The 23,155-nt window shown below is 36.7% G+C and carries 23 protein-coding genes and 4 other annotated features (1 of these 27 running past the window's edge); of the genes, 15 read left to right on the plus strand and 8 right to left on the minus strand.

Going from position 1 to position 23,155, the window contains the following annotated elements; all coding sequences use genetic code 11:
- The first annotated feature begins 146 nt into the window (after window positions 1–146).
- The 7 genes from ytxC to Q9306_RS02005 all read left to right on the plus strand — a co-directional run bounded on the left by ytxC (window position 147) and on the right by Q9306_RS02005 (window position 6,991).
- Window positions 147–1,028, plus strand: coding sequence for a putative sporulation protein YtxC (ytxC, locus tag Q9306_RS01975; RefSeq protein ID WP_306194749.1), 882 nt, complete (start codon window positions 147–149; stop codon window positions 1,026–1,028).
- A 32-nt stretch (window positions 1,029–1,060) separates the two neighbouring features.
- Window positions 1,061–1,287: a binding site (T-box leader), on the plus strand.
- A gap of 50 nt (window positions 1,288–1,337) precedes the next feature.
- Window positions 1,338–3,269 carry a threonine--tRNA ligase gene (gene thrS, locus Q9306_RS01980; RefSeq protein ID WP_306194751.1) on the plus strand — a complete coding sequence of 644 codons (1,932 nt, stop codon included), beginning with the start codon at window positions 1,338–1,340 and terminating at the stop codon, window positions 3,267–3,269.
- Between the two features lie 200 nt (window positions 3,270–3,469).
- Window positions 3,470–3,588, plus strand: a sequence feature (ribosomal protein L20 leader region).
- A 62-nt stretch (window positions 3,589–3,650) separates the two neighbouring features.
- Window positions 3,651–4,154, plus strand: coding sequence for a translation initiation factor IF-3 (infC, locus tag Q9306_RS01985; RefSeq protein ID WP_020060081.1), 504 nt, complete (start codon window positions 3,651–3,653; stop codon window positions 4,152–4,154).
- 21 nt (window positions 4,155–4,175) lie between these two features.
- Window positions 4,176–4,373: a 50S ribosomal protein L35 gene (gene rpmI / locus Q9306_RS01990; protein WP_020060080.1), complete on the plus strand. Its 198-nt coding sequence runs from the start codon at window positions 4,176–4,178 to the stop codon at window positions 4,371–4,373.
- 40 nt (window positions 4,374–4,413) lie between these two features.
- Window positions 4,414–4,773 carry a 50S ribosomal protein L20 gene (rplT, locus tag Q9306_RS01995; protein WP_306194756.1) on the plus strand — a complete coding sequence of 120 codons (360 nt, stop codon included), beginning with the start codon at window positions 4,414–4,416 and terminating at the stop codon, window positions 4,771–4,773.
- Window positions 4,774–5,342: 569 nt separating this feature from the next.
- Window positions 5,343–5,834, plus strand: a complete 492-nt coding sequence (locus Q9306_RS02000) for a dUTP diphosphatase (RefSeq protein WP_306194758.1) — start codon at window positions 5,343–5,345, stop codon at window positions 5,832–5,834.
- A 71-nt stretch (window positions 5,835–5,905) separates the two neighbouring features.
- On the plus strand, window positions 5,906–6,991 hold the full coding sequence (locus Q9306_RS02005; RefSeq protein WP_306194760.1) for a M42 family metallopeptidase: 1,086 nt from the start codon (window positions 5,906–5,908) through the stop codon (window positions 6,989–6,991).
- Window positions 6,992–7,029: 38 nt separating this feature from the next.
- Here Q9306_RS02005 and Q9306_RS02010 read toward each other — a convergent pair whose 3' ends face one another.
- On the minus strand, window positions 7,030–7,650 hold the full coding sequence (locus tag Q9306_RS02010) for a TetR/AcrR family transcriptional regulator (RefSeq protein ID WP_306194762.1): 621 nt from the start codon (window positions 7,648–7,650) through the stop codon (window positions 7,030–7,032).
- A 283-nt stretch (window positions 7,651–7,933) separates the two neighbouring features.
- On the opposite strand from Q9306_RS02010, the gene Q9306_RS02015 reads away from it, so the two are divergent.
- Window positions 7,934–8,587: an HlyD family secretion protein gene (locus Q9306_RS02015; protein WP_306194764.1), complete on the plus strand. Its 654-nt coding sequence runs from the start codon at window positions 7,934–7,936 to the stop codon at window positions 8,585–8,587.
- Window positions 8,588–8,600: 13 nt separating this feature from the next.
- The gene (locus Q9306_RS02020; RefSeq protein WP_306194766.1) at window positions 8,601–10,331 is read left to right on the plus strand and encodes a DHA2 family efflux MFS transporter permease subunit; all 1,731 of its coding nucleotides are present in this window, start codon (window positions 8,601–8,603) and stop codon (window positions 10,329–10,331) included.
- A gap of 27 nt (window positions 10,332–10,358) precedes the next feature.
- Here Q9306_RS02020 and Q9306_RS02025 read toward each other — a convergent pair whose 3' ends face one another.
- The 7 genes from Q9306_RS02025 to sspI form a co-directional block, all read right to left on the minus strand.
- Entirely contained in the window at window positions 10,359–10,700 is a 342-nt protein-coding gene (locus Q9306_RS02025) for a DNA-binding protein (protein ID WP_306194768.1), read from the minus strand.
- A gap of 24 nt (window positions 10,701–10,724) precedes the next feature.
- On the minus strand, window positions 10,725–11,069 hold the full coding sequence (locus Q9306_RS02030; RefSeq protein WP_306194770.1) for a hypothetical protein: 345 nt from the start codon (window positions 11,067–11,069) through the stop codon (window positions 10,725–10,727).
- A gap of 339 nt (window positions 11,070–11,408) precedes the next feature.
- Window positions 11,409–11,762, minus strand: a complete 354-nt coding sequence (locus Q9306_RS02035; protein WP_306194772.1) for an ammonia permease — start codon at window positions 11,760–11,762, stop codon at window positions 11,409–11,411.
- A gap of 167 nt (window positions 11,763–11,929) precedes the next feature.
- Window positions 11,930–12,637 carry a CPBP family intramembrane glutamic endopeptidase gene (locus Q9306_RS02040; protein WP_306194774.1) on the minus strand — a complete coding sequence of 236 codons (708 nt, stop codon included), beginning with the start codon at window positions 12,635–12,637 and terminating at the stop codon, window positions 11,930–11,932.
- Between the two features lie 52 nt (window positions 12,638–12,689).
- Window positions 12,690–13,403 carry a CPBP family intramembrane glutamic endopeptidase gene (locus Q9306_RS02045; RefSeq protein ID WP_306194776.1) on the minus strand — a complete coding sequence of 238 codons (714 nt, stop codon included), beginning with the start codon at window positions 13,401–13,403 and terminating at the stop codon, window positions 12,690–12,692.
- A gap of 150 nt (window positions 13,404–13,553) precedes the next feature.
- Window positions 13,554–14,126 carry an HD domain-containing protein gene (locus Q9306_RS02050; RefSeq protein ID WP_306194778.1) on the minus strand — a complete coding sequence of 191 codons (573 nt, stop codon included), beginning with the start codon at window positions 14,124–14,126 and terminating at the stop codon, window positions 13,554–13,556.
- Between the two features lie 442 nt (window positions 14,127–14,568).
- On the minus strand, window positions 14,569–14,778 hold the full coding sequence (gene sspI / locus Q9306_RS02055) for a small acid-soluble spore protein SspI (RefSeq protein ID WP_306194780.1): 210 nt from the start codon (window positions 14,776–14,778) through the stop codon (window positions 14,569–14,571).
- Window positions 14,779–14,860: 82 nt separating this feature from the next.
- Between sspI and Q9306_RS02060 the strand changes: the two genes are divergently transcribed.
- From Q9306_RS02060 to Q9306_RS02085, 6 genes are all read left to right on the plus strand, one after another.
- Complete coding sequence (locus tag Q9306_RS02060) at window positions 14,861–15,658, plus strand: TrmH family RNA methyltransferase (protein ID WP_306194782.1); 798 nt, start codon at window positions 14,861–14,863, stop codon at window positions 15,656–15,658.
- Between the two features lie 32 nt (window positions 15,659–15,690).
- Window positions 15,691–15,918 (plus strand) — a binding site (T-box leader).
- Between the two features lie 44 nt (window positions 15,919–15,962).
- On the plus strand, window positions 15,963–16,997 hold the full coding sequence (gene pheS, locus Q9306_RS02065) for a phenylalanine--tRNA ligase subunit alpha (protein ID WP_306194784.1): 1,035 nt from the start codon (window positions 15,963–15,965) through the stop codon (window positions 16,995–16,997).
- Window positions 16,998–17,015: 18 nt separating this feature from the next.
- Window positions 17,016–19,436 (plus strand): phenylalanine--tRNA ligase subunit beta, encoded by a 2,421-nt coding sequence (pheT, locus tag Q9306_RS02070; RefSeq protein ID WP_306194786.1) that lies wholly within the window; start codon window positions 17,016–17,018, stop codon window positions 19,434–19,436.
- A gap of 287 nt (window positions 19,437–19,723) precedes the next feature.
- Window positions 19,724–20,254: an RNA polymerase sigma factor gene (locus Q9306_RS02075; RefSeq protein ID WP_306194788.1), complete on the plus strand. Its 531-nt coding sequence runs from the start codon at window positions 19,724–19,726 to the stop codon at window positions 20,252–20,254.
- Window positions 20,244–21,281, plus strand: a complete 1,038-nt coding sequence (locus Q9306_RS02080; RefSeq protein ID WP_306194790.1) for a DUF4179 domain-containing protein — start codon at window positions 20,244–20,246, stop codon at window positions 21,279–21,281. The genes Q9306_RS02075 and Q9306_RS02080 overlap by 11 nt, the downstream gene beginning before the upstream one ends.
- 175 nt (window positions 21,282–21,456) lie before the next feature.
- The gene (locus tag Q9306_RS02085; RefSeq protein WP_306194791.1) at window positions 21,457–22,848 is read left to right on the plus strand and encodes a YcdB/YcdC domain-containing protein; all 1,392 of its coding nucleotides are present in this window, start codon (window positions 21,457–21,459) and stop codon (window positions 22,846–22,848) included.
- 62 nt (window positions 22,849–22,910) lie between these two features.
- Window positions 22,911–23,155, plus strand: a binding site (T-box leader); it runs 9 nt beyond the window's last position.

The following is a 23,155-nucleotide window of genomic DNA, read 5'->3' on the forward strand; positions in this document are numbered from 1 at the left end:
GTATTGCTCCTTTTTAAATCTTTATAGTAAAATTATACAATAAAAATAGCTTATGAATATAAAAAATTCATATTGGCTTGTATCATTTTTTATACATCCCCCTAATATATATGGAAATAGCAAGAATTATAAAAGGGGGGATACAATTGATTGAAATCTGCTTCGAAGAAAAAAATGATGCTATTGTTATATATAAAGAGCTTAAAAAAAGGACAGATCATATATATGAAGAAATAAGTATTTACTTGTACGAACAAATGGTAATTATTCATATACCGATACAAGAGTCGCGATATATTGATAAAGTGGTTATTCCTGTATTTATGCAATATATTATCAATGCAAAACAAGATGAATGGATAAGCGCGATTTTAAAAGATAAATTTTATTATGAAGAGCGAGAAGAACGAAACCAAATTTTACATATGGCTCATTCTATTTTAAAAGGGAAACGAAAAGGATTAATAGATGCACCTTCGAAGGAAAGAGGGAAAGAATTGGTGCTTTCTTCTTTGCAAGGCTGGATGCATGATACAATGTCTTTTTCGTTTGGAGCATATATTCGTTTTCGTTTGAGAAAGTACAATGAATTTTTATATCGAACGGCGGAGATGGCGATCGATGAATATAAGTTAGAACAAGAGTATCAAATGTTCGTCGAAACACTTCGCCAACAAGTAAGTATTCGAAAATCACGTTTATCTTGCTTGCATCTCGTGTTTAATGATAGTTGTATCTTTTATGATGAAAAGGGGCGACGTTTAAAACAAGAAAAACTTGTTCAATATATAGAAGAAGAATTACTCTCTCAAAAAGATTTATACATTGATCCGAATGTTATGGCACCGCTTCTGTCAATCGCGCCTAAAAAAATTCATCTGTATGCGAAAGAACAAGATCATAATATGATTGTAACGATTCAAAATGTATTTCAAGAGAGGGTGCAGTTATACGCGCTTCATGAATTTGAAAAGAATGTGACAAAATTTAAAAATAGAGGGAACGCTCTTGATTTTCTAAATTTTTGAGCATATAATTACGTACATACACGAAAATACATCAAAATGTTACGATGAGGACATGAGTAGTTATCTACGATTCTCAGAGAGAGAAGCCTTAGGCTGTGAGCTTCTTAATACGAGATTATTACTTACCACCTCTGAACTTCAGCAGTGAACGAATGTCTAGTAATTGCTGACGGCAAGTGCCGTTATCTTGAACTTGAGCAGTTAACAATGTGTTAGCTGGAACAAGGGTGGAACCGCGAATTCAACACTCGTCCCTTTTTATAGGGATGGGTGTTTTTTATTTTGACTATGAAAAAGGAGTGACGAAAGATGGCAGATGTAGTAAAAATTACATTTCCAGACGGAGCTGTGAAGGAATTTCCAAAAGGAACAACAACTGAAGACATTGCTGCTTCTATTAGCCCTGGCTTAAAGAAAAAAGCGATTGCAGGGAAATTAAATGAGGAAATGGTAGACTTACTTACACCGATTGAGCAAGATGGTGCAATTTCTATCATTACATTAGATTCTGAAGATGGGCTATACATTTTACGCCACTCAACAGCTCACTTATTAGCGCAAGCATTAAAGCGTTTATATAAAGATGTGAAGCTTGGAATTGGGCCTGTAATTGAAAACGGCTTCTACTATGATATCGATATGGAAGAAGCAATTACAGTTGAAGATTTCCCAAAAATCGAAAAAGAAATGCAAAAGATTGTGAACGAGAACTTAGAAATCGTTCGTCATGAAGTACCGCGTGCAGAAGCACTTCGTCGTTATGAAGAAATTGGCGATGAACTAAAATTAGAACTAATTAACGATCTTCCAGAAGATGCGGTTATTTCTATTTATGAACAAGGCGAATTCTTCGACCTTTGCCGCGGTATTCACCTTCCTTCTACAGGGAAAATTAAAGTATTTAAATTGTTAAGCGTGGCAGGTGCTTACTGGCGCGGCGATAGCAACAACAAAATGTTACAACGTATTTACGGTACTGCATTCGTGAAAAAAGCAGAATTAGATGAGCACTTACGTATGCTTGAAGAAGCGAAAGAGCGTGACCATCGTAAATTAGGTAAAGAGTTAAAACTATTTACAAATAGCCAAAAAGTGGGACAAGGCTTACCGCTTTGGTTACCAAAAGGTGCAACAATTCGCCGTATTATCGAGCGTTACATTGTTGATAAAGAAGTAAGCTTAGGATATGACCATGTATATACTCCAGTATTAGGAAGCCGAGAGCTTTATGAAACTTCTGGTCACTGGAATCACTACCGAGATGGCATGTTCCCATCAATGGAAATGGATAATGAAGAATTAGTACTTCGTCCGATGAACTGCCCTCACCATATGATGGTGTATAGAAATGATATCCACAGCTACCGTGAGTTACCAATCCGTATTGCGGAGCTTGGAACAATGCACCGTTATGAAATGTCTGGTGCTCTATCTGGCCTGCAGCGTGTCCGCGGGATGACTTTAAATGATGCGCACATTTTCGTACGCCCAGACCAAATTAAAGAAGAATTCAAACGAGTTGTAAATTTAACTTTAGAGGTATACAAAGACTTCGATTTAGAAGATTATTCATTCCGTTTATCTTATCGTGATCCAGCAGATACTGAAAAGTACTATGATGACGATGAAATGTGGGGAAAAGCACAATCAATGTTAAAAGAAGCTATGGATGAAATGGGTCTTGAGTACTATGAAGCAGAAGGTGAAGCGGCATTCTACGGTCCGAAACTTGACGTGCAAGTTCGTACTGCGCTTGGAAAAGACGAAACACTTTCAACTATACAACTAGACTTCTTACTTCCAGAACGCTTTGAGTTAACTTACATCGGTGAAGATGGTAAGCATCATCGCCCAGTTGTTATTCACCGCGGTGTTGTATCAACTATGGAACGCTTTGTTGCCTTCTTAATTGAAGAGTACAAAGGTGCATTCCCAACATGGTTAGCGCCGGTTCAAGTACAAGTAATTCCAGTTTCTCCGCAAGTACATTTAGACTACGCGAAGAAAGTACAAGAAGAATTACAACGTGCTGGCATTCGTGTTGAAGTGGATACTCGTGACGAGAAAATTGGTTACAAAATCCGCGAGGCACAAATGCAAAAGATTCCGTATATGCTTGTAGTGGGTGACAATGAAGTTGCTGAAACTGGTGTAAACGTCCGTAAATACGGTGAACAAAAATCAGAAACAATCTCATTAGATGCTTTCGTTGACCTAATTAAAGTTGAAGGAAAACGATAAGAAAAAGTCGCGGCTTGTCCGCGACTTTTTTGTGCACTTTGAATTGGTAATAAGAACTAAAGTTTGCTTTATATAAAAAACTGTTGCATGTATTCATTTTGTTTGTTACAATATTTTTTGTTGCTACTTAAGAAGTTTGGCTTCTTGACACGCATCATGTCCTATGATAAAATCATCAAGGATAATAGAATACGGATTTGTGGAACAAGTAGAAGCACCCGCTTCTCACCTGATTGACGCGAAAGCAGTTGGCAGGTAAGTATTTCTTACTAGAGATATTATAAGTGTGGGTGTCATATGCCCGCACTTTTTTGTTTGGGTTCTTCTTTCCCAAAACGTATTCCCATAAAACCTTGGAGGTGGCTTACTATTAGCAAGGACATGATGATTAACGAGCAAATTCGTGCACGTGAAGTACGTTTAGTTGGTGCAAATGGTGATCAACTTGGAATTAAGTCTCGTCAAGAAGCATTAGATATGGCTGCAAACGTAAATCTTGATCTAGTATTAGTTGCTCCAAATGCGAAACCACCAGTATGCCGTATTATGGACTACGGAAAATTCCGCTTTGAGCAACAAAAGAAAGAAAAAGAGCAGCGTAAAAATCAAAAAATCATTAGTATGAAAGAAGTTCGTTTAAGTCCAACAATTGATGAACATGACTTTAACACAAAACTTCGCAATGCTATTAAATTCTTGGAGAAAGGCGACAAAGTTAAAGCGTCTATTCGCTTTAAAGGTCGTGCTATTACTCATAAAGAAATCGGTCAACGTGTTTTAGATCGCTTCTCTGAAGCTTGTGCTGAAGTTAGTACAATTGAATCTAAGCCAAAAATGGAAGGACGCAGTATGTTCTTAGTTTTAGCACCGAAAAATGATAAGTAATAAATAGAGGAGGAAATCACTATGCCTAAACAGAAAACTCACCGCGGCGCTGCAAAGCGTTTCAAAAAAACAGGATCTGGTAAACTAAAGCGTTCTCACGCTTACACAAGCCACTTATTCGCTAACAAATCTACAAAAGCTAAACGTAAATTACGTAAAGCTGGTGTAGTAAGCGCTGGTGACTTCAAACGTATTCGTCAAATGCTTGACAACATGTAATTCATATTTTGTTCAGATAGATATCTAGGAGGGAAATAATATGCCAAGAGTAAAAGGTGGTACGGTTACTCGTCAACGTCGTAAAAAAATTATTAAATTAGCAAAAGGTTACTACGGTTCTAAACATACATTATACAAAGTTGCTAACCAACAAGTAATGAAATCTTTAATGTATGCATTCCGTGACCGTCGTCAAAAGAAACGTGACTTCCGTAAATTATGGATTACTCGTATTAACGCAGCTGCACGTATGAACGGTCTTTCTTACAGCCGTTTAATGAACGGTCTTAAGCTTGCTGGTATCGAAGTAAACCGCAAAATGCTTGCTGACTTAGCTGTTCATGACGAAAAAGCTTTCGCTGAATTAGCAACAGCTGCTAAAACTGCTTTAAACAAGTAATTGATCAAAAATCCTTAGGACATTGTTCCTAAGGATTTTTTTATTGAAACGCGTCACCTTCATGAAATTAATGATGTTTTTGCTGAAATGGAAGAAGGAAAGATTAATGGACGTGTTGTGTTAGATATGACAAAGTGAGAATAAAAGATACTATAATATAGAAGAATAAACATAAAAAGTCGGAGAGGTTCTCTGGCTTTTTATGTTTATTTATATATACAAGTTAAAAGTAAGAAAAAACCTCTTTTTTAGGGGGAACGAGAGCAACTGGCCATGCCTAGAAGCGGTCAAGTCCTTTTCCTACCACGTGCAAGGTTTAAAACAATAGGAGAAAGCAAGTAGTGGTCATGCTGTATTCTGCATAGCAGCGATTTATTATGTAGAAAAATTAAAATGGATATGGATGAAATGTGTTGTGAAAAGAGACCTTGACTTTAGACATTCTTGTCTTTCCACAAGAAACTGACGCTGTTATAATGTAAGAATATAACTTGGTTATTTGTTCATATTTACCATTAGAATGGAGCAATGTCGAGTAAGTTTATTCGATGTTGAAGGAGGATTACGCTTTGGATTTACTACAACTATTTAAATTACAAAAAGAATTAGATGATCGCATTGCGAAAGAACATAATTTAGAACCGAAAAAATTATTAAAAGAAAAAATGCTAGCGCTTCTTGTAGAAATTGGTGAACTTGCAAATGAAACACGCTGCTTTAAATATTGGAGTAGCAAGCCAGCTTCTGAGCGCCAAGTTGTACTAGAAGAATACGTAGATGGGCTGCATTTTATTTTATCTATTGGAATCGATTTAGGAATTGATAAAAATTTCTTGTTTTATAAATGTGCACTAACAAATAAAACGCAAGTAGAAATTTTCTTAGATGCATATGCGAAAGCAATTCGTTTTAATGAGCAGCCATCTATTACAAATTATATTGAATTATTTACGAGCTACCTTCGTTTAGGACAAGCGCTTGATTTTGGACAAGAAGAGATTGAGAAAGCGTATTTAGATAAAAATGAAGTGAATCATCAACGTCAAACAGAAGGATATTGATGAAATTTTTTGAACATTCTTTTCTGCTCTTGTATAATTGAAGAGATGAAGAAAAAGGAGGACATTGTCCAATGACAAAACTAGATGCAACGTTGACGATGCTAAAAGAATTAACAGATGCACGCGGGATTGCTGGAAACGAGCGCGAGCCTCGTGAAGTAATGAAGAAATATATCGCACCGTTTGCTGATGAAGTATCAACAGATAACTTAGGAAGCTTAGTTGCGAAAAAAATTGGTGACGGCAATGGTCCAAAAATTATGGTAGCCGGTCATTTAGATGAAGTCGGTTTTATGATTACGCAAATTGATGATAAAGGTTTCTTGCGCTTTCAAACAGTTGGCGGCTGGTGGTCACAAGTTATGTTAGCACAGCGCGTAACAATTGTTACGAGCAAAGGTGATGTAACGGGTGTCATTGGTTCCAAACCACCGCACATTTTACCAGCTGAAGTTCGTAAAAAACCAGTTGATATTAAAGATATGTTTATTGATATTGGTGCTTCTAGTAAAGAAGAAGCATTGGAGTGGGGCGTACGCCCAGGAGATCAAGTTGTACCATATTTCGAATTCCAAGTAATGAAAAACGAAAAAATGTTACTTGCGAAAGCTTGGGACAACCGCATTGGCTGCGCAATTGCAATCGATGTTTTAAAACAATTAAAAGATGAAAAACATCCAAACATTGTATACGGTGTTGGAACAGTACAAGAAGAGGTAGGTCTTCGCGGAGCGAAAACATCTGCACATTATATTCAACCAGATATCGCATTTGCAGTAGATGTTGGAATCGCTGGTGATACACCAGGAGTAAGCGAAAAAGAAGCACAAGGAAAAATGGGTGATGGCCCGCAAATTATATTATATGATGCATCTATCGTTGGACATAAAGGTCTTCGTGACTTCGTTGTTGGCGTAGCAGATGAATTAAATATTCCATATCAATACGATGCGCTTCCTGGCGGGGGAACGGATGCAGGAGCAATCCATATTTCTGTAGACGGTATTCCAGCGATGGCAATTACAATTGCAACTCGCTATATTCATTCTCATGCAGCAATGTTGCATCGTGATGACTATGAAAATACAGTGAAGTTAATAGTAGAAGTTGTGAAACGTCTTGATGCTGAGGCTGTACATAACATTACATTTGATTGATATTTGAAAGAGCGAAAGGACATTCCTTTCGCTCTTTTTCATTTAAACGGTGATTCTAATCCAGCGGCTGTATACGGACCTAAAATGATTAAACGAGATAGCTGCAAGGCCATGTAATGGGGCGTATACGGCATGTTTCGTTTTAACCAAGAAATAATCATACCTAAATGCGCACCTGCTATATAACTAGCGAGAATATCACGAGGCACAATCAATTCTTCTTCATTTGGTTGTGAAAGAGAAAGGGCGATAAGCAAATTCGCTTGAATCGCTTTCATCATTTGCGAGGAAAACTTCGGAATCCCATTATCTCCGAGCATCACTTGATAAAAGAAAGCATGTTCAGCAATATGGCTAAACAAAGATAAAAAGATAGGGTGGGGAGTATCAAAGGTAAGTTCAAACTCCTTCTTATCTAATTTCTTCGACTTGAGAATATCCGCTAATGCTGTTAACATTTCTGCAATGCTTTTGTCTAATAAATCATATTTGTCATGATAATGACTATAAAAGGTAGCGCGGTTTACAGTTGCCTTTTCAGCGATATCCTGAACCGTAATACTATCAAAACCTTTTTCATGTATTAAAGATATAAGAGCATCACGTATCGCTTGCCTCGTTCGTTTTACGCGTGGATCATTTGAATTTTTAATAGACATTTTTGTTCTCCTTGCTTTGTTTTTCATACTTTTTCAACATATATATGAAGGACTGTTGGAAAAACAACATATCGCAATAAATTGTCGGTTGTCACTCAAACTGAATTATTTATAATTATAAACGATATTCTTTTTCTTAGCACAAAATAAGGATAGTATTTTGTGCCCGGAAAAGAGTTATTTTTTGATTAGTCCTTAATAATATGAATGGTCAATATTATTAACTAAAAAAAGAGGGCTTGTTAGAAAACAATCTAAAATTAAAAATAAGGAGAGGAAAACAATGAGTCAAATTCGGAGAATGATTATCATCAATATTGTTACGCTGATTGTATTAGTTGGCGGTGGGTTTGCTGGTTATTATTATTACAATCAATCAACAAATTATTTAAAAACGGATAATGCAAAAATAGATGGGAAAGTAGTTCCTATTGCCTCTCCAGTTGCAGGGAAGTTAACAGATTGGAAAGCGGAAGTAGGAAAAAATTATAACGCTGGTGACAAAGTAGGTTCTGTAATGAGTAACGCTGGTAATGCTGCGCAAGAAGTAGATATTACAGTTCCGGCAAATGCAACGCTTGTACAATCAAATGCGACGCAAGATTCATATATTGCACCGGGAACACCGCTTGCGTATGCCTACAATATGAGTGATTTATGGATAACGGCAAACATTAAAGAAACAGACGTAGATGAGATTCAAAAAGGGCAAGAAGTAGATGTATATGTAGATGCATATCCTGATACGACATTAACAGGAAAAGTAGAACAAATTGGATTAACAACAGCAAATACATTCTCTATGTTACCATCTAGCAACGCAACAGCAAACTATACGAAAGTAACACAAGTTATTCCTGTTAAGATTTCATTAGATCATAGTAAATCATTAAATATTGTCCCAGGCATGAATGTCACAGTTCGGATTCATAAGTAAGGGGGAATAAAATATGTCCTCGATCTTTATTGTAGGATACGCTCTTTTATGTATCGTCGTGTTCATTATTGTAAATCGTGTATTTAGAAAAAAAGGAAAAGAGATAGAAGAACCAGTTCAAGCACAAGGGGTTTTAGAGAATAAAAAAGAGGCAGTAAGAACAGAAGAAATACCGGAAGATACGGAACCGAAAGCTTCTCGTTCTCAAACAGTGCTTCCTGAATTTAATGTGAAAGTTGTCTTAGCTGTTCTTGTTTTCGGGATGTTCGTTTCGATTTTAAACCAAACGTTAATTAACGTTGCTTTGCCAGCATTAATGAATGAATTTAATGTATCGACATCTACAGCACAGTGGCTTACAACAGGATTTATGTTAGTGAACGGGGTATTAGTGCCAATTAGTGCATTTTTAGTCTCGCGGTTTACGTACCGAAACTTATTTCTAGCGGCTATGTTGTTCTTTACAGCAGGTTCGATGATTTGTGCGATATCTGGAAGCTTTACGATGATGATGACAGGACGTGTTATTCAAGCTGTTGGTGCGGGTATTTTAATGCCGGTTGGAATGAATATTTTCATGACAATCTTCCCGCCTCATAAACGCGGGGCTGCCATGGGACTGCTTGGTATTGCAATGATTTTAGGACCTGCCATTGGACCAACAATTACAGGATGGGTTATTCAAAACTACACATGGAATGTTATATTCTATGCTATGTTTATCATTGGTTTAATTATTATCGTATTAGCACTAAAATATTTTACGCTGAAACAACCTGTGACGAAGGCAACACTAGATACTTTCGGTGTAGTTGCTTCTAGTATCGGACTTGGAAGTTTACTTTATGGTTTTAGTGAGGCAGGGAATAAAGGTTGGAGCAGTGCGGAAGTTATCATTACGATTGTAATCGGTATTATCGGAATCAGTCTATTCGTCTGGAGACAGTTAACGACTGACAATAAAATGTTAGACCTGCGTGTATTCAGTTATTCGGCATTTGCTTCAACGCTTTTAATCAATGTAGTTGTCACGATGGCATTATACGGCGGGATGATATTGTTACCTGTATATTTACAAAACATCCGTGGATTTACACCGATTGATTCAGGATTACTCCTATTGCCAGGATCTTTAATCATGGGAATGATGGGGCCATTTGCCGGGAAATTATTTGATAGATACGGCATTCGACCACTTGCTATTTTTGGATTAATCCTTACAACATATGCAACATATCAATTTACACATTTAACTTTAGAGACACCTTATAGTGAGATTATGAGAGACTATATTATTCGTTCATTTGGGATGTCCTTTATCATGATGCCAATTATGACAGCAGGGATGAATGCTTTGCCAATGAAACTTATTTCTCATGGAACAGCAACGCAAAATACATCAAGACAAGTTGCGGGCTCCATTGGAACTGCGCTTTTAATCACAATTATGACGCAGCAAACGACGAATCATATGGCAGACTATGCAAATGCAATTACAACGACAAACCCGATTATCGTAGGCAAACTAGCACAAATGGGCCAAAGCGTTGCTGCAATGACAGGATCAGCTCAGGCAGGAAACGCATTAGGCTCACAAATGCTGTTTGGGCAAGTTTCGAAGTTATCCGTTATTAACGGAATTAATGATGCATTCTGGATTGCAACAATCTTAACGGCCATTGCATTAGTCTTATCGTTTTTCTTACAACCAGGAAATAAGGCGAACAAAAAAGCAGAGAGATAATCTCTGCTTTTTTGTGTATTTACTATATTAAAAGATAAAAATACCGACCAGAGCGGTTGTGCAAATTAACCCACCAATATTTCGGATGCTACTCATTTGACTACGTGCACCAGCAAGGAGTGTAAGGAATCCAGTGAGAGCTAATAATCCGAAGTATAGACCAGTTGCAAAGGTAAAAAAACTTCCTAGATGGATGAGTAGAACCGACACATAAGGCATGCAAGTGAATAGGCAAGTAAATAAGCCAAGTAGACTAATAAGAAGTTTTTTATGTATGAATCCTTTTATGATTAAAAAGATACCTGCGATAATTCCAGTAAGTACAAGAGCTGGAAGTAACAGCATCCACAGTAAGCTAAGTATATTCATACAAACTCTCCTCTATTTTATAGATCACCAAAGGATTACAAAAGTAGCGAATAAAACGGAAACAAGAATGATAATACTTTTTCCTTTCCTGTTTTGCCACGTTCGAACAGCATATACCACGCCGCCTATTATGAAAGGGATACAACCGATTACTTGTAAAACAATGATAGATAGTAAACGCCCTAAAGTTGCTAGAAAAAGTCCTAGTAGAATAATCCCGCGTGTGAAAAGAAATTGAGGAGATTTGAGAGTAGTAAGAGCTGCATTTTTTTCCTCTTTATCCATTTTGAAATATCTTCGTAAAACGGAAAATAGAGGGATTAACCATATGATTAAAAAACTCACTAACTTATCAATATTTATGTGCAAAGATCGTGCTCCTTTCATGAAAGGGTAATATGTATAATTATCTACTAAAAACCATTATTTGTCATTATGTTATGTGAATTTATGTATGAGTTAAGAAAAGTTACTCGATTAACAAACGATTGAAATAATTGAAACGCTAGTATGGGATTATAATGATTATTAGTTGTTTCGTTCAACTAGCCATTGGTGAGGGTGGGGAAGACCCCCCACAGATGGAAATTTCACTTTATTCTACTTTTACAGTCATTTTTGGAAGAGTTTCTTGCCTGCAACTTACTAAAAATAATAAGCCAAAAAACAAGAGGAATTTTTTCAAGTTACGTTCTCCCTTCAAGAGAATTACATCATTTCATAAAAAAATATCCCTGTTACAACAAGTGAACATACCGTAATCCCTACACGCTTAATGCTAGTTAGTTGATGGCGTGCCCCGCTAACGCCTGCTAATAAACTAGCAATAGCTAAAATCCCCCAGTACATAGACGTCGAAAGTGGGAGAGACTGTTGTGCATCTTTTCCAATCCCTGCAAAAATAAGCGGCAGAAGAACGAGTGACAAACAAATGATGCCCATTAGAAGAATAAACCATTTTTTATGTACACTTCCTTTTATGATAAAAAATAATCCCCCGCCAATGCCGCATAGAGCAAGAACGGGTACGAAAAAAATCCAAAGTAAGCTGAAGATTGGCATGTGTAAGAAAACCTCCTGTGAAAATTAGTGCAATTTTATAGTATTAGTTATATTTTATAATATAGATCTTGTTTTGGATATATCTTACATAAAATGATTCCAGTTTATAAAATTTGAAAATGCTTTAAATAATAAAACGCCATTATGCAACCATAATGGCGTTTCATTCAGTACAAGAAGGAACATGTATTAATTGTGATGTGAAGCAGGATAGCTGGAACGATAGAATTCGTTTGTTTATATAATAAAGAGGCAAAGAGACCAGTAATAAAGGCACTTACCATAATCCCAACTGAATACGTATGAGCGACGCCAAATAAGAAACTTGAAATGATTGCAGCTGGCCAAAATGTGAATTTCTCTTCAAAGAAACGTAAGAGAATGCCTCTGCATATTAATTCTTCTTTAATAGGTGCAAGTAATCCGACTGCAATAATTAGTAAGAATTTGTATTGCTCTAACGTAGCGAAATCTAATGCATTTACTTGTTCTTGTACCGAATTAGGGAAAATTTTATCTAGTATAACAAGATCGATAAAGATACCGATAGCATAATAAAGGAGTACGTAGGCATACGTACGAAAAGATTTTAAACATTGAAAATCGATAGCTGGTAATACTAGCGTTTTAAGTGGTTTATGCTTCACGATATATAGTATTAAAAAGAATAAGGCTATGCATTCATAGCTAATATTTTCAAGTGATTCAAGTAGAGATTTATGTGTATTTGGGCGAGCATATCCATATAACTCGATAGGTAGTATGGTGAAAACTGCATTAATTATTGGAATAACGAGAATAATCATTAACAGGATTCCAAGAAATTCAAGCCAAGATATTTTTGTTTGTTGTTCTATTTGTACATGTGTTTGCAAAGTGGTGCTCCTTTTTAATAATAGTAATTTGATTTTGTGTACCTCTTGTTTATTATAAAAACGCAAGCGTATTATTCATCATATGAAATAACATAGCTGGCATAATAGAATTCGTTTTTCTACATAGTACAGCCATAAACATACCCATCATAAAAGCACTGACCATAACACCTAGAGAATATGTATGGGCGATTCCGAAGATGAAGCTTGAGCTAATTGCTGCTATCCAAAATGGGAAACGCTGCTGGAAAAATTGAAGAATGATTCCGCGGAAAATAAGCTCTTCAAAAATGGGAATGAAAATCGCACTTCCTAAAATTAATAGAATCTTATATTGTTTTAAAGTTTCTAGGTTTAAGGCTAAATCTTGTTCTTGTGTTGCATGAGGAAATATCTTAGAAATTATTAATACATTAATTACAATGCTAAGCCCAAAGAAAAGAAATAAGTATATATATGTATGAACTTTTCGGAGCGCTTGAAAATTGAAAACAGGTAATAATAGTTTTTTTAAGGGTTCATATTTAAAAATAAATAATAATAAAATAAGCAGTTGTAATAAAGTACTTCCGGTATTTCCAAGTGAGCTATATAGGGCACTTGTTTTTTTGTCAGAAATGCCTTCGCTGTAAAGCATAAACGGAAGAGCTACAAATAAACTGCTTATAGTGCTTGCCCCAAAAAAAGCAAATAAAACGGAACCAATAAATTTTCCCCATGATAAAGAATGATTTTGATTGTATGTGAGTTGTACAGAATGTTGCATATATCGAATCCTTTCTATTATTTATATATAAAATTATACATATTTTGATAAAATATTCCATAAATTAATATTACATAATAGTTCGAAATTTCATAATCAAAGTAAAAATCACCTTAGTATTTACTAAGGTGATTTTTGACTAGTTATTGATTAACAGATTTGCTCTGCTTTTTTATTGGTAGAAATATGAGCATCGGACGCTGATTGTTGGACTTGTAATTCACGATCTAACATCTGATCTAATCGTTGGATTGCTTGCAATGCTTTTTCATAAGAAATTGTTCGATAGTGATGTGCCCCGCCCGGTTCCTCATCGGCTTCGTCTGCCCATTTAATAATATTTTGGAGAGGTGTTCTCTCAAGAGTTTGTTCTACTAGAAAAGAATCAGTGTGCAGGAGAATGGCAACGGAAATTTCCTTTGCTTGTTTTGGGTGTTCTCCTAATCGAATTAGCAATTTATGAGCTCTTTCCGCTCCTTTAATCGCATGTATATCATTTTTCTTGTACAATTCATAGTCCCATTGTCCGTTTTGATACCATGTGTGATGTCCTATATCATGAAGAAAACCAGCCTTTGTTGCCGCATCGACTGAGGCGTGATGCTTTTTGGCTAAGTGAAACGCATGGTAAGCGACGGCAATCGCGTGAACCATTCCAGCACGGTTTACATACTTTTGTGTAATATGATGTTTGAAAATTTGTTCAAGTGTAACACGGCGCATAAAGTATTCACTCCTTTTATTCATTGCTGTATATGACGGAAACGAACAGGTCGACATAAGTATATTTCGAACATTTTACTTCATCATGTTGTATTAGTAAAGTAGAAATGTTTGTGAGAAGAGGAAGTTAAGGAGGAACAGTTTCTAAAATGATGGGTTCCATTGTTATATAAATCCATGTTAATTTTTCGCCATCTTTGTCTAGCTTTGCCTCCTAAAGCCTCATGTCTAAGAACCTTCCACACGAGAAGGTAAAAATACCTTCTGTGTGAAAGAACCTTAGCCAACGGGTCTAAACAGTCGGATCCGCTTTTCTTTAGAAGTCGCTTCTATGCACGGTCAGATGCTCTCGTTTGTCCCTAAATAAAAGAGAGGTTTTGATGTCTTTTTTTAAACATAAAAGTCACCCTAGCTTTTTCCTGCTAAGGTGACTTTCTCTTGCTTATTTTTTTAATCCTTGCTCTAGCGTAGATAACATTTCATGCTTTTCATTTTCATCAGCATTTTTCCAAATGACTTCGAATAACACGCCAAGGCCTGGGAGCATTTTTTCTTCCCCGCTTTGAATGGCATCGACAATTGTTTCTTGTAATTGGTCTTGTGTATTTCCAGATACGTTGGCTAATACAGCACCGCGTAAATTAAAGTTCATCGCTTTCACCTCTTTTTAGGAATGGAAACTGACGTTAGTTTTTGTTCTTTTTTATGTAAATATGTATGAAAAATAGGCTATAATGAGAAGACAAGAAGAGAGGGAAATACATATTATGAAAAACATTGATTCAGTACAAAATCCGCGCGTAAAGCAGTGGAAGAAGCTGCAAACGAAAAAAGAGCGCGATAAAAAAGGATTATTTTTTGTAGAAGGATTCCATTTAGTAGAGGAAGCTTTAAAAGCAGGCGTTGCAACGGAGCTAATCGTTTCAGATCAAACAGACCTTCCGAAAGATTGGACGGTTGCTGATGTAGAAATGTATATTGTGGCTGAAGCGGTTGTAAAAGTGCTAAGTGAAACCGAAACGACGCAAGGAGTATTTGCGGTTTGTGAGAAACATGAAAAAGAAATCGCTCTTACAAATGGGAAGTTTCTACTATTAGATGGCCTGCAAGACCCAGGGAATTTAGGGACAATCATTCGTACCGCAGATGCAGCTGGACTTGACGCTGTTATTCTTGGAGAAGGATGTGTCGATGTATATAACAGTAAAGTACTACGCTCTACGCAAGGTTCTGTATTCCATTTACCGATTGTAAAAGGAAACTTAGAAGAATGGGTAGACAAGTTAACTGAAGAGAACGTTCCTGTATACGGAACAGCTCTTGAAAATGGGGTTCCATACGGTGAAGTAGCACCAACGGGGAGCTTTGCATTAATTGTAGGTAACGAAGGAAACGGCGTTCGCCAAGAGCTTCTTGCGAAATGTAAGCAAAACTTATACATTCCGATTTACGGAGGAGCAGAATCATTAAATGTTGCGGTTGCAGCAGGTATTTTAACATATTATTTACAAACTCCGGTTGCGAATCGCTAAAAAACTTCTTATAATAGGTGGAAGTGAAATATTAAAAAACGATGATAGAGAAGAGTAGCTTGCAAAATCGCCATATAGGGAGAGAATGTCATAGACTGAAAGCATTCTTATGGTAGACGGAAGTGAATTCACCTCTGGAGTTGACGCCAGGACCATTGTATGTAAAGGCGTTCCGGTCTAACAAACCGTTATAACGAATTAAGTGGGCAGACTCGTTCTGTCAATTTAGGGTGGTACCGCGAATTTACCTCGTCCCTTTTTAGGGAGCGAGGTTTTTTTATTTTTAAAATTAGGAGGGTTCCAAATGGAAGCACGTTTAAAAGAGCTAAAGCAAGAAGCGTTAGAGCTTATTGAAAAAGCGAAAGAGCTAAAGGGCTTAAACGATGTACGCGTTGCGTATTTAGGAAAAAAAGGTCCAATTACAGAAGTACTGCGCGGCATGGGGAAATTATCTCCAGAAGAGCGCCCGCGTATGGGAGCTTTAGTAAATGAAGTGCGCGAGGCAATTCAAACGCGTTTAGAAGAAAAAGTGAATCATTTAGAAAAAGCAGTAATTGAAGCGAAATTAGCATCTGAAACAATTGATGTAACATTACCAGGACGTCCTGTAAATACAGGTTGCCATCATCCATTAACAGCGGTTGTGGAGCAAATTGAAGATTTATTTATCGGTATGGGATATGAAGTTGCTGAAGGTCCAGAAGTAGAAAAAGACTACTACAACTTCGAAGCGTTAAACTTACCGAAAGATCACCCGGCACGCGATATGCAAGATTCTTTCTACATTACAGAAGAAATGTTACTTCGTACACATACATCTTCTGTGCAAGCGAGAACGATGGAGGGGAATACAGAAAAAGGTCCAATCAAAATTATTTGCCCTGGTAAAGTATATCGCCGCGATGATGATGATGCGACGCACTCTCACCAGTTCATGCAAATTGAGGGCCTTGTAATCGATAAAAACATTCGTATGAGTGACTTAAAAGGAACATTACAAGCATTCGCGAAGAAGATGTTCGGTGAAGATCGTGAAATTCGCCTTCGTCCAAGTTTCTTCCCATTCACAGAGCCATCTGTTGAGATGGATATTTCATGTATGATGTGTCATGGCAAAGGTTGCGGCACTTGTAAAGGAACTGGCTGGATCGAAATTTTAGGTGCAGGTATGGTTCACCCAAATGTTCTTGAAATGGCTGGCTATGATTCAAAAGAATATCAAGGCTTCGCATTCGGTATGGGTGCAGAGCGTATTGCGATGTTAAAGTACGGCGTTGATGACATTCGTCATTTCTATACAAACGATGTACGTTTCTTACAACAATTCAAACGAGCGTAAGGGAAGGAGAGATAAAGAATGTTCGTATCATATCGTTGGTTACAAGAGTATGTAGATATTAAAGATGTAACAGCACAAGAATTAGCTGATAAAATTACGAAAAGCGGTATTGAAGTAGAAGGCGTTGAAGTATTAAATAAAGGCGTAAAAGGTGTTGTAGTTGGTCACGTATTAGAGTGCGAAAAACACCCGGAAGCTGATAAGTTAAGCAAATGTTTAATCGACGTTGGCGAAGAAGAGTCAGTTCAAATCATTTGCGGTGCTCCTAACATTGCGAAAGGTTTGAAAGTGCCAGTTGCAAAAGTTGGTGCTGTTCTTCCTGGCAACTTCAAAATTAAAAAAGCAAAACTACGCGGTGAAGCTTCTCACGGTATGGTTTGTTCCTTACAAGAGCTTGGCATTGATGCAAAATTAGTTGCAAAAGACTATGCAGAAGGTATTTTCATTTTCCCAAGTGATGTGGAAGTTGGTGCAGATGCACTTGAAATCTTAAACTTACACGATGAAGTACTTGAACTTGGTTTAACGCCAAACCGTGCGGATTGCTTAAATATGTTAGGTGTTGCATACGAAGTAGCAGCAATTTACGGCCGTGAAGTGAAACTTCCAGCAGCAGACTTACAAGAAGCAGCAGAAAAAACATCTGATTATATTTCTGTAAGTGTAGAAGCAACAGAACAAAACCCATTATATATTGCGAAAATGGTGAAAAACGTAAAGGTTGGTCCATCACCAATTTGGATGCAAACGCGCCTAATGGCAGCTGGCATTCGTCCAATTAGCAACGTAGTTGATATTACAAACTATATTTTAATTGAATACGGTCAACCGTTACATGCATTTGACTATGATAAATTAGGCTCAAAAGAAATCGTTGTTCGTCTTGCTGAAGAAGGCGAGAAAATGACAACATTAGATGATCAAGAGCGTACATTGCAAGCGCATCACCTTGTGATTACAAACGGTACAAAACCATTAGCGGTTGCCGGTGTAATGGGCGGAGCGGATTCTGAAGTAGATAACGATACAGTAAACGTATTAATTGAGTCTGCATATTTCGCAGGTCAAACAGTACGCCGCACATCAAAAGACTTAGGTCTTCGCAGTGAATCAAGTGCACGTTTTGAAAAAGGTATCGACCCAACTCGTACATTTGAAGCGATTCAACACGCAGCAGCATTAATGGCAAAATATGCTGGCGGCGAAGCGTTAGAAGGCGTTGTAGAAATTGATAACTTACAAGTAGAAGAATGTACAGTATCTGTTACAGTTGAAAAAATTAACCGTGTATTAGGTACAGACATTTCATTGAGTGAAGTGAGCGCAATTTTCACAAACTTAAAGTTCACATTCACAGAAGTGGAAGGCACATTCCATGTGAACGTACCAGCACGTCGCCCTGATATTACAATTCCAGAGGACTTAGTAGAAGAAGTAGGTCGATTATACGGATATGATCGTATTCCTTCAACATTACCAACTGGTACAATTACACGTGGTAAATTAACAGAAGCACAAATAAAACGTCGTAAAGTACGCCGCTATTTAGAAGTTGCTGGTTTATATGAAGCGATTACGTATTCATTAACAAGCACGGGAAAAGCAAAACAATATATGGTGGAATCAAATGAAAAAACACCTGTGAACCTTGCACTTCCAATGAGTGAAGAACGCAGTCAGCTTCGTTTAAGCTTAGTGCCGCAATTATTAGAAGCGGTAGCATATAATAACGCTCGTAAAGTAGATAACGTTGCATTATATGAGGTAGGTTCTGTATTTTTACCAACAGTAGAAGGTGAACTTCCGAAAGAAGAACAACATCTTGCGGGTATTATGACAGGGGTTGCTCTTCAGCATCAATGGCAAGGGGAGAAGAAGGTTGTTGACTTCTTCGTTATGAAAGGTGTACTAGAAGGGTTAGTTGACATACTTGGTGTATCTAAAAACATTACGTATGTACCAGCAAAACGTGAAGGTATGCACCCAGGACGTACAGCTGACATTTTACTTGACGGCGAAAGCATTGGCTTTATCGGTCAATTACACCCAGAAGCACAAAAACAATTAGATGTAAGAGAAACATATGTATTCGAACTGTCACTTGCAAAAGTATTTGGTGCAAATGCAGAAGAAACTTACTATAATACAATCCCACGCTTCCCATCTATGACACGCGATATGGCTGTTGTAGTAGCGAAAGAAGTAAAAGCTGGCGAAATGAAGCAAGTAATTGCGGAAGCAGGCGGAGCACTTCTAAAAGAAGTAACATTATTCGACTTATACGAAGGCGAAAAAATGGAAGAAGGCAAAAAATCACTTGCATTCTCTATGAACTACTTCGATCCAGAACGTACATTAACAGATGAAGAAGTAACAGAAGCACATAGCCGTGTATTAGCAGCGGTAGAAGAAAAATTTGGTGCGGAGTTACGTAAATAATAAAAGAGCAGCCATGTGGCTGCTTTTTTGGTTGGAATCTTTATTATACACAAGGTGAAAGAGTGGTGATTTGTCCAAAAAAAGAGATCCATTTACTGTAATGGTAGAAGAAAAAAATGATGCGGGGTTGGATAAAAAATTGAAAGGATTGTCACTCATGATAAGGGTGATAATCCTTTTTTTATAAAAAGAAAAAATGAATGCAACCAAATGTTAACTTCTCCTATCTAATAGAATGTAAAGAACAAAAAGCGTATATTGAAATGAGTTAGCAAGGGGGTACTTAAATGGGGAAGCTAGAAGCCTTAGTGAAAAAGGCAAAAAAGGGAGATGGAGAAGCATTTGTTTCTCTTGTACAGCGCTATGAAGATGTGCTGTACAAAGTCGCAAGTAGATTGTTACAAAAAGATGAGGATGTCGCTGATGCCATGCAAGAAGCAATCACAGTGGCTTATGAGAAAATACATACACTCAAAAATGACGAGTACTTTAACACATGGATTTGTAAAATATTAATTAATATATGCAACGGTATATTAAACAAAAGACAAAAAATTAAGTTAGTAGATGATCACGTTGAGAAAAAACAAAACAAAAATGAATTTTTGAAAATAGAACTAGAAGATGTGTTAAATAGTTTAAATAAGGATTATAAAATAGCGATCGTTTTATATTATATCGTTGGGCTTAGTATTAAAGAAATAAGTACGTTTTTAAAAGAACCAGAAGGAACGATTAAATCAAGACTTTCCAGAGCCAAGTCGATATTGCGTAATCATTATTACAGTGGTGAAGGAGTGAGTGTAAATGAAAAATAACTTTGAAAAAGAATTGCAGCATGTGTTACATGAGGAAAAAGAAATACCTAGTATTGTTAGAAAGTCTTTAGATCATTCCTATGATGTGATACGCATGAAAGCAAAGAAAAAGAAAAGAAATGTGATGTGGAGAAAATTTGCGGTGGCCGCTTGTTGTTTTATGATAGCTGGTAGTATTTTTACAAATGAGCATGTGCGAGCTAATATAAACAAATTATTTCATTTTAATGATAAAGGAATTGAGAGAGCGATTGATGAAGGATTTTCACAAAAAAGCAATAGTACAGCTGCTGATAAAGAAATCAGAGTAGCACTGGATCGCTATTTTGCTGACGAGAATAAATTAGGATTTAGTTTTCAATTGGTATTTGAAGATACAAGTATATTCAAGAAACAAGTGAAGGAGGTGTCTTTTGATTATCGGTTAAAAAATGGTGATGGCGAATATATTATGGAGTATATTCCAGATACAAAGCCTTTGAAAGGTAAAAAGATGTATTTATCTAGGGCAGAAGATAAAAATCCATCCATAGATGGAAAGAGTGGGAAAGTCCAATATGATGTAGTATTTGGATCAAACCAAGGATCGATTCCTAATTTGAAAGATGCTGTGTTAGAAATTGAGAGCGTCAACGTTTTTTATGAAAATGAAGAAATGAAAAAAATTGATGGGATATGGAATTTGCCAATTGAGAACAACAAGAAAGAAGAAAAGAAGGTAAAGTTTGAGTATGAAGCGGTAAAAACTTCGCCTCATTTAGAACTTGTTTCAGCAAAAGCAAATCCAACATCATTAAATATCGCATTTTCTATAGACAAAATCATAGAAGATGAAAATGAGTTTATTGATATGAAAGTGATTGATAATAAAGGAAATGAGTATCCGTCTTCAGGCGGATATAGAACAGATGTTAAAGAAGGAAAAATGATTATTCATGCGAATTTCCCAGTCTCTTCTTACGATGAAATGGAAAGTGTAACTCTAAAAACTAGAAAATTCGGAGAGATAAAGCTAAAAAAGAAATAAAGTAAAACCTTTCATTCTATCGTGGATGAAAGGTTTTCTTTTATTTATCCCGCATTAACTGCCAGTAAAAGCCCGATTACTTCAACTAACCATCAGTGGGAGATGAAAAAACTCTCCACTGATGGAAGTTTCACTTTATAATAGTTATAAGAGAAAGGATGTGTGTAGATTTCAAATGACGAATATACTTGAACAAATAAAACTATTTTTAAAAATTAATGAGAATATACAATTATTTTCGGTCACCTCAGAAGAAGGTGAGAATGAGTTTAATGTGTTTGAGCAGCGAACAGGAGAATTAGTAGCATGTTATGAAACTGATGGAAAAGGTGGATTAAAGCATTTTCAAACGTGCCGAGATTTAGAAAAGGTAAGATGTGTATCATTATCCCATGATGAAGTTTATGAGATTGCACAATCTTTTTTACAAGTATTTGCCCCTAATATCGTTAAATCTATTTATTTTGTAAATTCAATTGAAATGAATAGCGTGTTCCAACTTTCCTATGAACTACGAGATGAACGCTACGGCTTGTCTTTTCCAGATTCTAGTGTCGTGCTTGAGATTGCAAAGGATGGGCGTTTTCAATATTTCCTTTTTGAAGGAGAAGCGTGTGAAGTGCGGTATCCGAAAGAGCTTATTCCAAAAGAAGAAGCAAAAGAAAAATACATTGAAGCGCTTCGATTTGAATTGCTGTTTGCGAAGGCTAGTACGGAAGTGTTTGCAAATGGGGATGATGCATATCACCTCGTTTATGCACCAAAAGATCACGTTATGGATATAGGGGCAAACGGAGAACTACATACATATGAGAATAATAATGGGTTCATTCAGCAGTTTTATAACTTAGAGAACCGTACTGTACAAAATGGAGAGATTTTAAAATTAATTGGCTTAGATGATACATATGTAAAAGTTTATATGAACCATAAAGGGGATAAAGTAACGGAACTTTGGACGAAGCAAGATTACGCTAATGATATTGAAGTGGAAGAAGGAACGCCGTTTCATACCATTCAAGTATGTTTTCATCAAGAAACATTTCAGTGTATAAGTGTAATCAATAATGAACAGAAAGATGGGAAGAAAGAAGTCATAACAGAAGAGGAAGCAAGAGAGTGTGCACTTCAATTTTTATTTGCATGTTATCTTAAAGCTGGCGAACAATTCCTAATAGAGAGAAGTCATTCATCGCATCATTGTGTATGGGAAGATGAAAATTGTGAATCGCAGTACGGGTTTTGGTTCCATCCTCTGTACCGTGGTAAAAGAGTAGATACATGCAGTATGGTTATTCAAGTTGGTCAGCAATCTGGGAAGATTTTAGAGTTTCAAGTATTTGATGGCTTTGAGAAGGAACTAGATGAACTAAACGATGAGCCAATAATCTCTGAGGAAGAGGCAAAAGCTATTTATGTTCGTAATTTGGAGATGGAACTTGTGTGGGCGCAGGAGCAGAATCCATTACACTATGAGCTTTGCTACGTACCGTCGTTTTCAAAAACAGATGGACATGTTCGGATGATTGAGGCGCATATGGGGACGGCATTTTCTTTGAAAGGGTAAGCATTTGAAAGACAACTTGCATCTTTCAAAGGAATGTAGTACATTAATTTTAGTTTAACAAAAGAAAGACGATGATAAGGAAAAGTAGTATATACTATAATCCAAAGCGAGTCAGGGACGGTGCGAGCCTGATGAGGCGGTATATGTGAAGAACACCTTGGAGTTGCTAACCGAAATTGAATTGTATATTCAAGAGTAGACTTAGACGGGAATCCGGCCTGTTACAAACCGGGAAGTATGTGTAATACATACGAGTTAGAGTTGGTCTTTATGACAAATTGGGTGGTACCGCGAAGTTTAACCTTTC

This window comes from Bacillus multifaciens (assembly GCF_030756675.1).
GTDB lineage: Bacteria > Bacillota > Bacilli > Bacillales > Bacillaceae_G > Bacillus_A > Bacillus_A multifaciens.

Bases quoted from the DNA above. Each gene is read 5' to 3' on its own strand.
- thrS (WP_306194751.1), top strand. From the start codon at position 1,338: ATGGCAGATGTAGTAAAAATTACATTTCCAGACGGAGCTGTGAAGGAA.
- infC (WP_020060081.1), top strand. From the start codon at position 3,651: ATGATGATTAACGAGCAAATTCGTGCACGTGAAGTACGTTTAGTTGGT.
- rpmI (WP_020060080.1), top strand. From the start codon at position 4,176: ATGCCTAAACAGAAAACTCACCGCGGCGCTGCAAAGCGTTTCAAAAAA.
- rplT (WP_306194756.1), top strand. From the start codon at position 4,414: ATGCCAAGAGTAAAAGGTGGTACGGTTACTCGTCAACGTCGTAAAAAA.
- Q9306_RS02005 (WP_306194760.1), top strand. From the start codon at position 5,906: ATGACAAAACTAGATGCAACGTTGACGATGCTAAAAGAATTAACAGAT.
- Q9306_RS02010 (WP_306194762.1), bottom strand. From the start codon at position 7,650: ATGTCTATTAAAAATTCAAATGATCCACGCGTAAAACGAACGAGGCAA.
- Q9306_RS02015 (WP_306194764.1), top strand. From the start codon at position 7,934: ATGAGTCAAATTCGGAGAATGATTATCATCAATATTGTTACGCTGATT.
- Q9306_RS02020 (WP_306194766.1), top strand. From the start codon at position 8,601: ATGTCCTCGATCTTTATTGTAGGATACGCTCTTTTATGTATCGTCGTG.
- Q9306_RS02025 (WP_306194768.1), bottom strand. From the start codon at position 10,700: ATGAATATACTTAGCTTACTGTGGATGCTGTTACTTCCAGCTCTTGTA.
- Q9306_RS02035 (WP_306194772.1), bottom strand. From the start codon at position 11,762: ATGCCAATCTTCAGCTTACTTTGGATTTTTTTCGTACCCGTTCTTGCT.
- Q9306_RS02045 (WP_306194776.1), bottom strand. From the start codon at position 13,403: ATGCAACATTCTGTACAACTCACATACAATCAAAATCATTCTTTATCA.
- Q9306_RS02050 (WP_306194778.1), bottom strand. From the start codon at position 14,126: ATGCGCCGTGTTACACTTGAACAAATTTTCAAACATCATATTACACAA.
- sspI (WP_306194780.1), bottom strand. From the start codon at position 14,778: ATGAACTTTAATTTACGCGGTGCTGTATTAGCCAACGTATCTGGAAAT.
- Q9306_RS02060 (WP_306194782.1), top strand. From the start codon at position 14,861: ATGAGAAGACAAGAAGAGAGGGAAATACATATTATGAAAAACATTGAT.
- pheS (WP_306194784.1), top strand. From the start codon at position 15,963: ATGGAAGCACGTTTAAAAGAGCTAAAGCAAGAAGCGTTAGAGCTTATT.
- pheT (WP_306194786.1), top strand. From the start codon at position 17,016: ATGTTCGTATCATATCGTTGGTTACAAGAGTATGTAGATATTAAAGAT.
- Q9306_RS02075 (WP_306194788.1), top strand. From the start codon at position 19,724: ATGGGGAAGCTAGAAGCCTTAGTGAAAAAGGCAAAAAAGGGAGATGGA.
- Q9306_RS02080 (WP_306194790.1), top strand. From the start codon at position 20,244: ATGAAAAATAACTTTGAAAAAGAATTGCAGCATGTGTTACATGAGGAA.
- Q9306_RS02085 (WP_306194791.1), top strand. From the start codon at position 21,457: ATGACGAATATACTTGAACAAATAAAACTATTTTTAAAAATTAATGAG.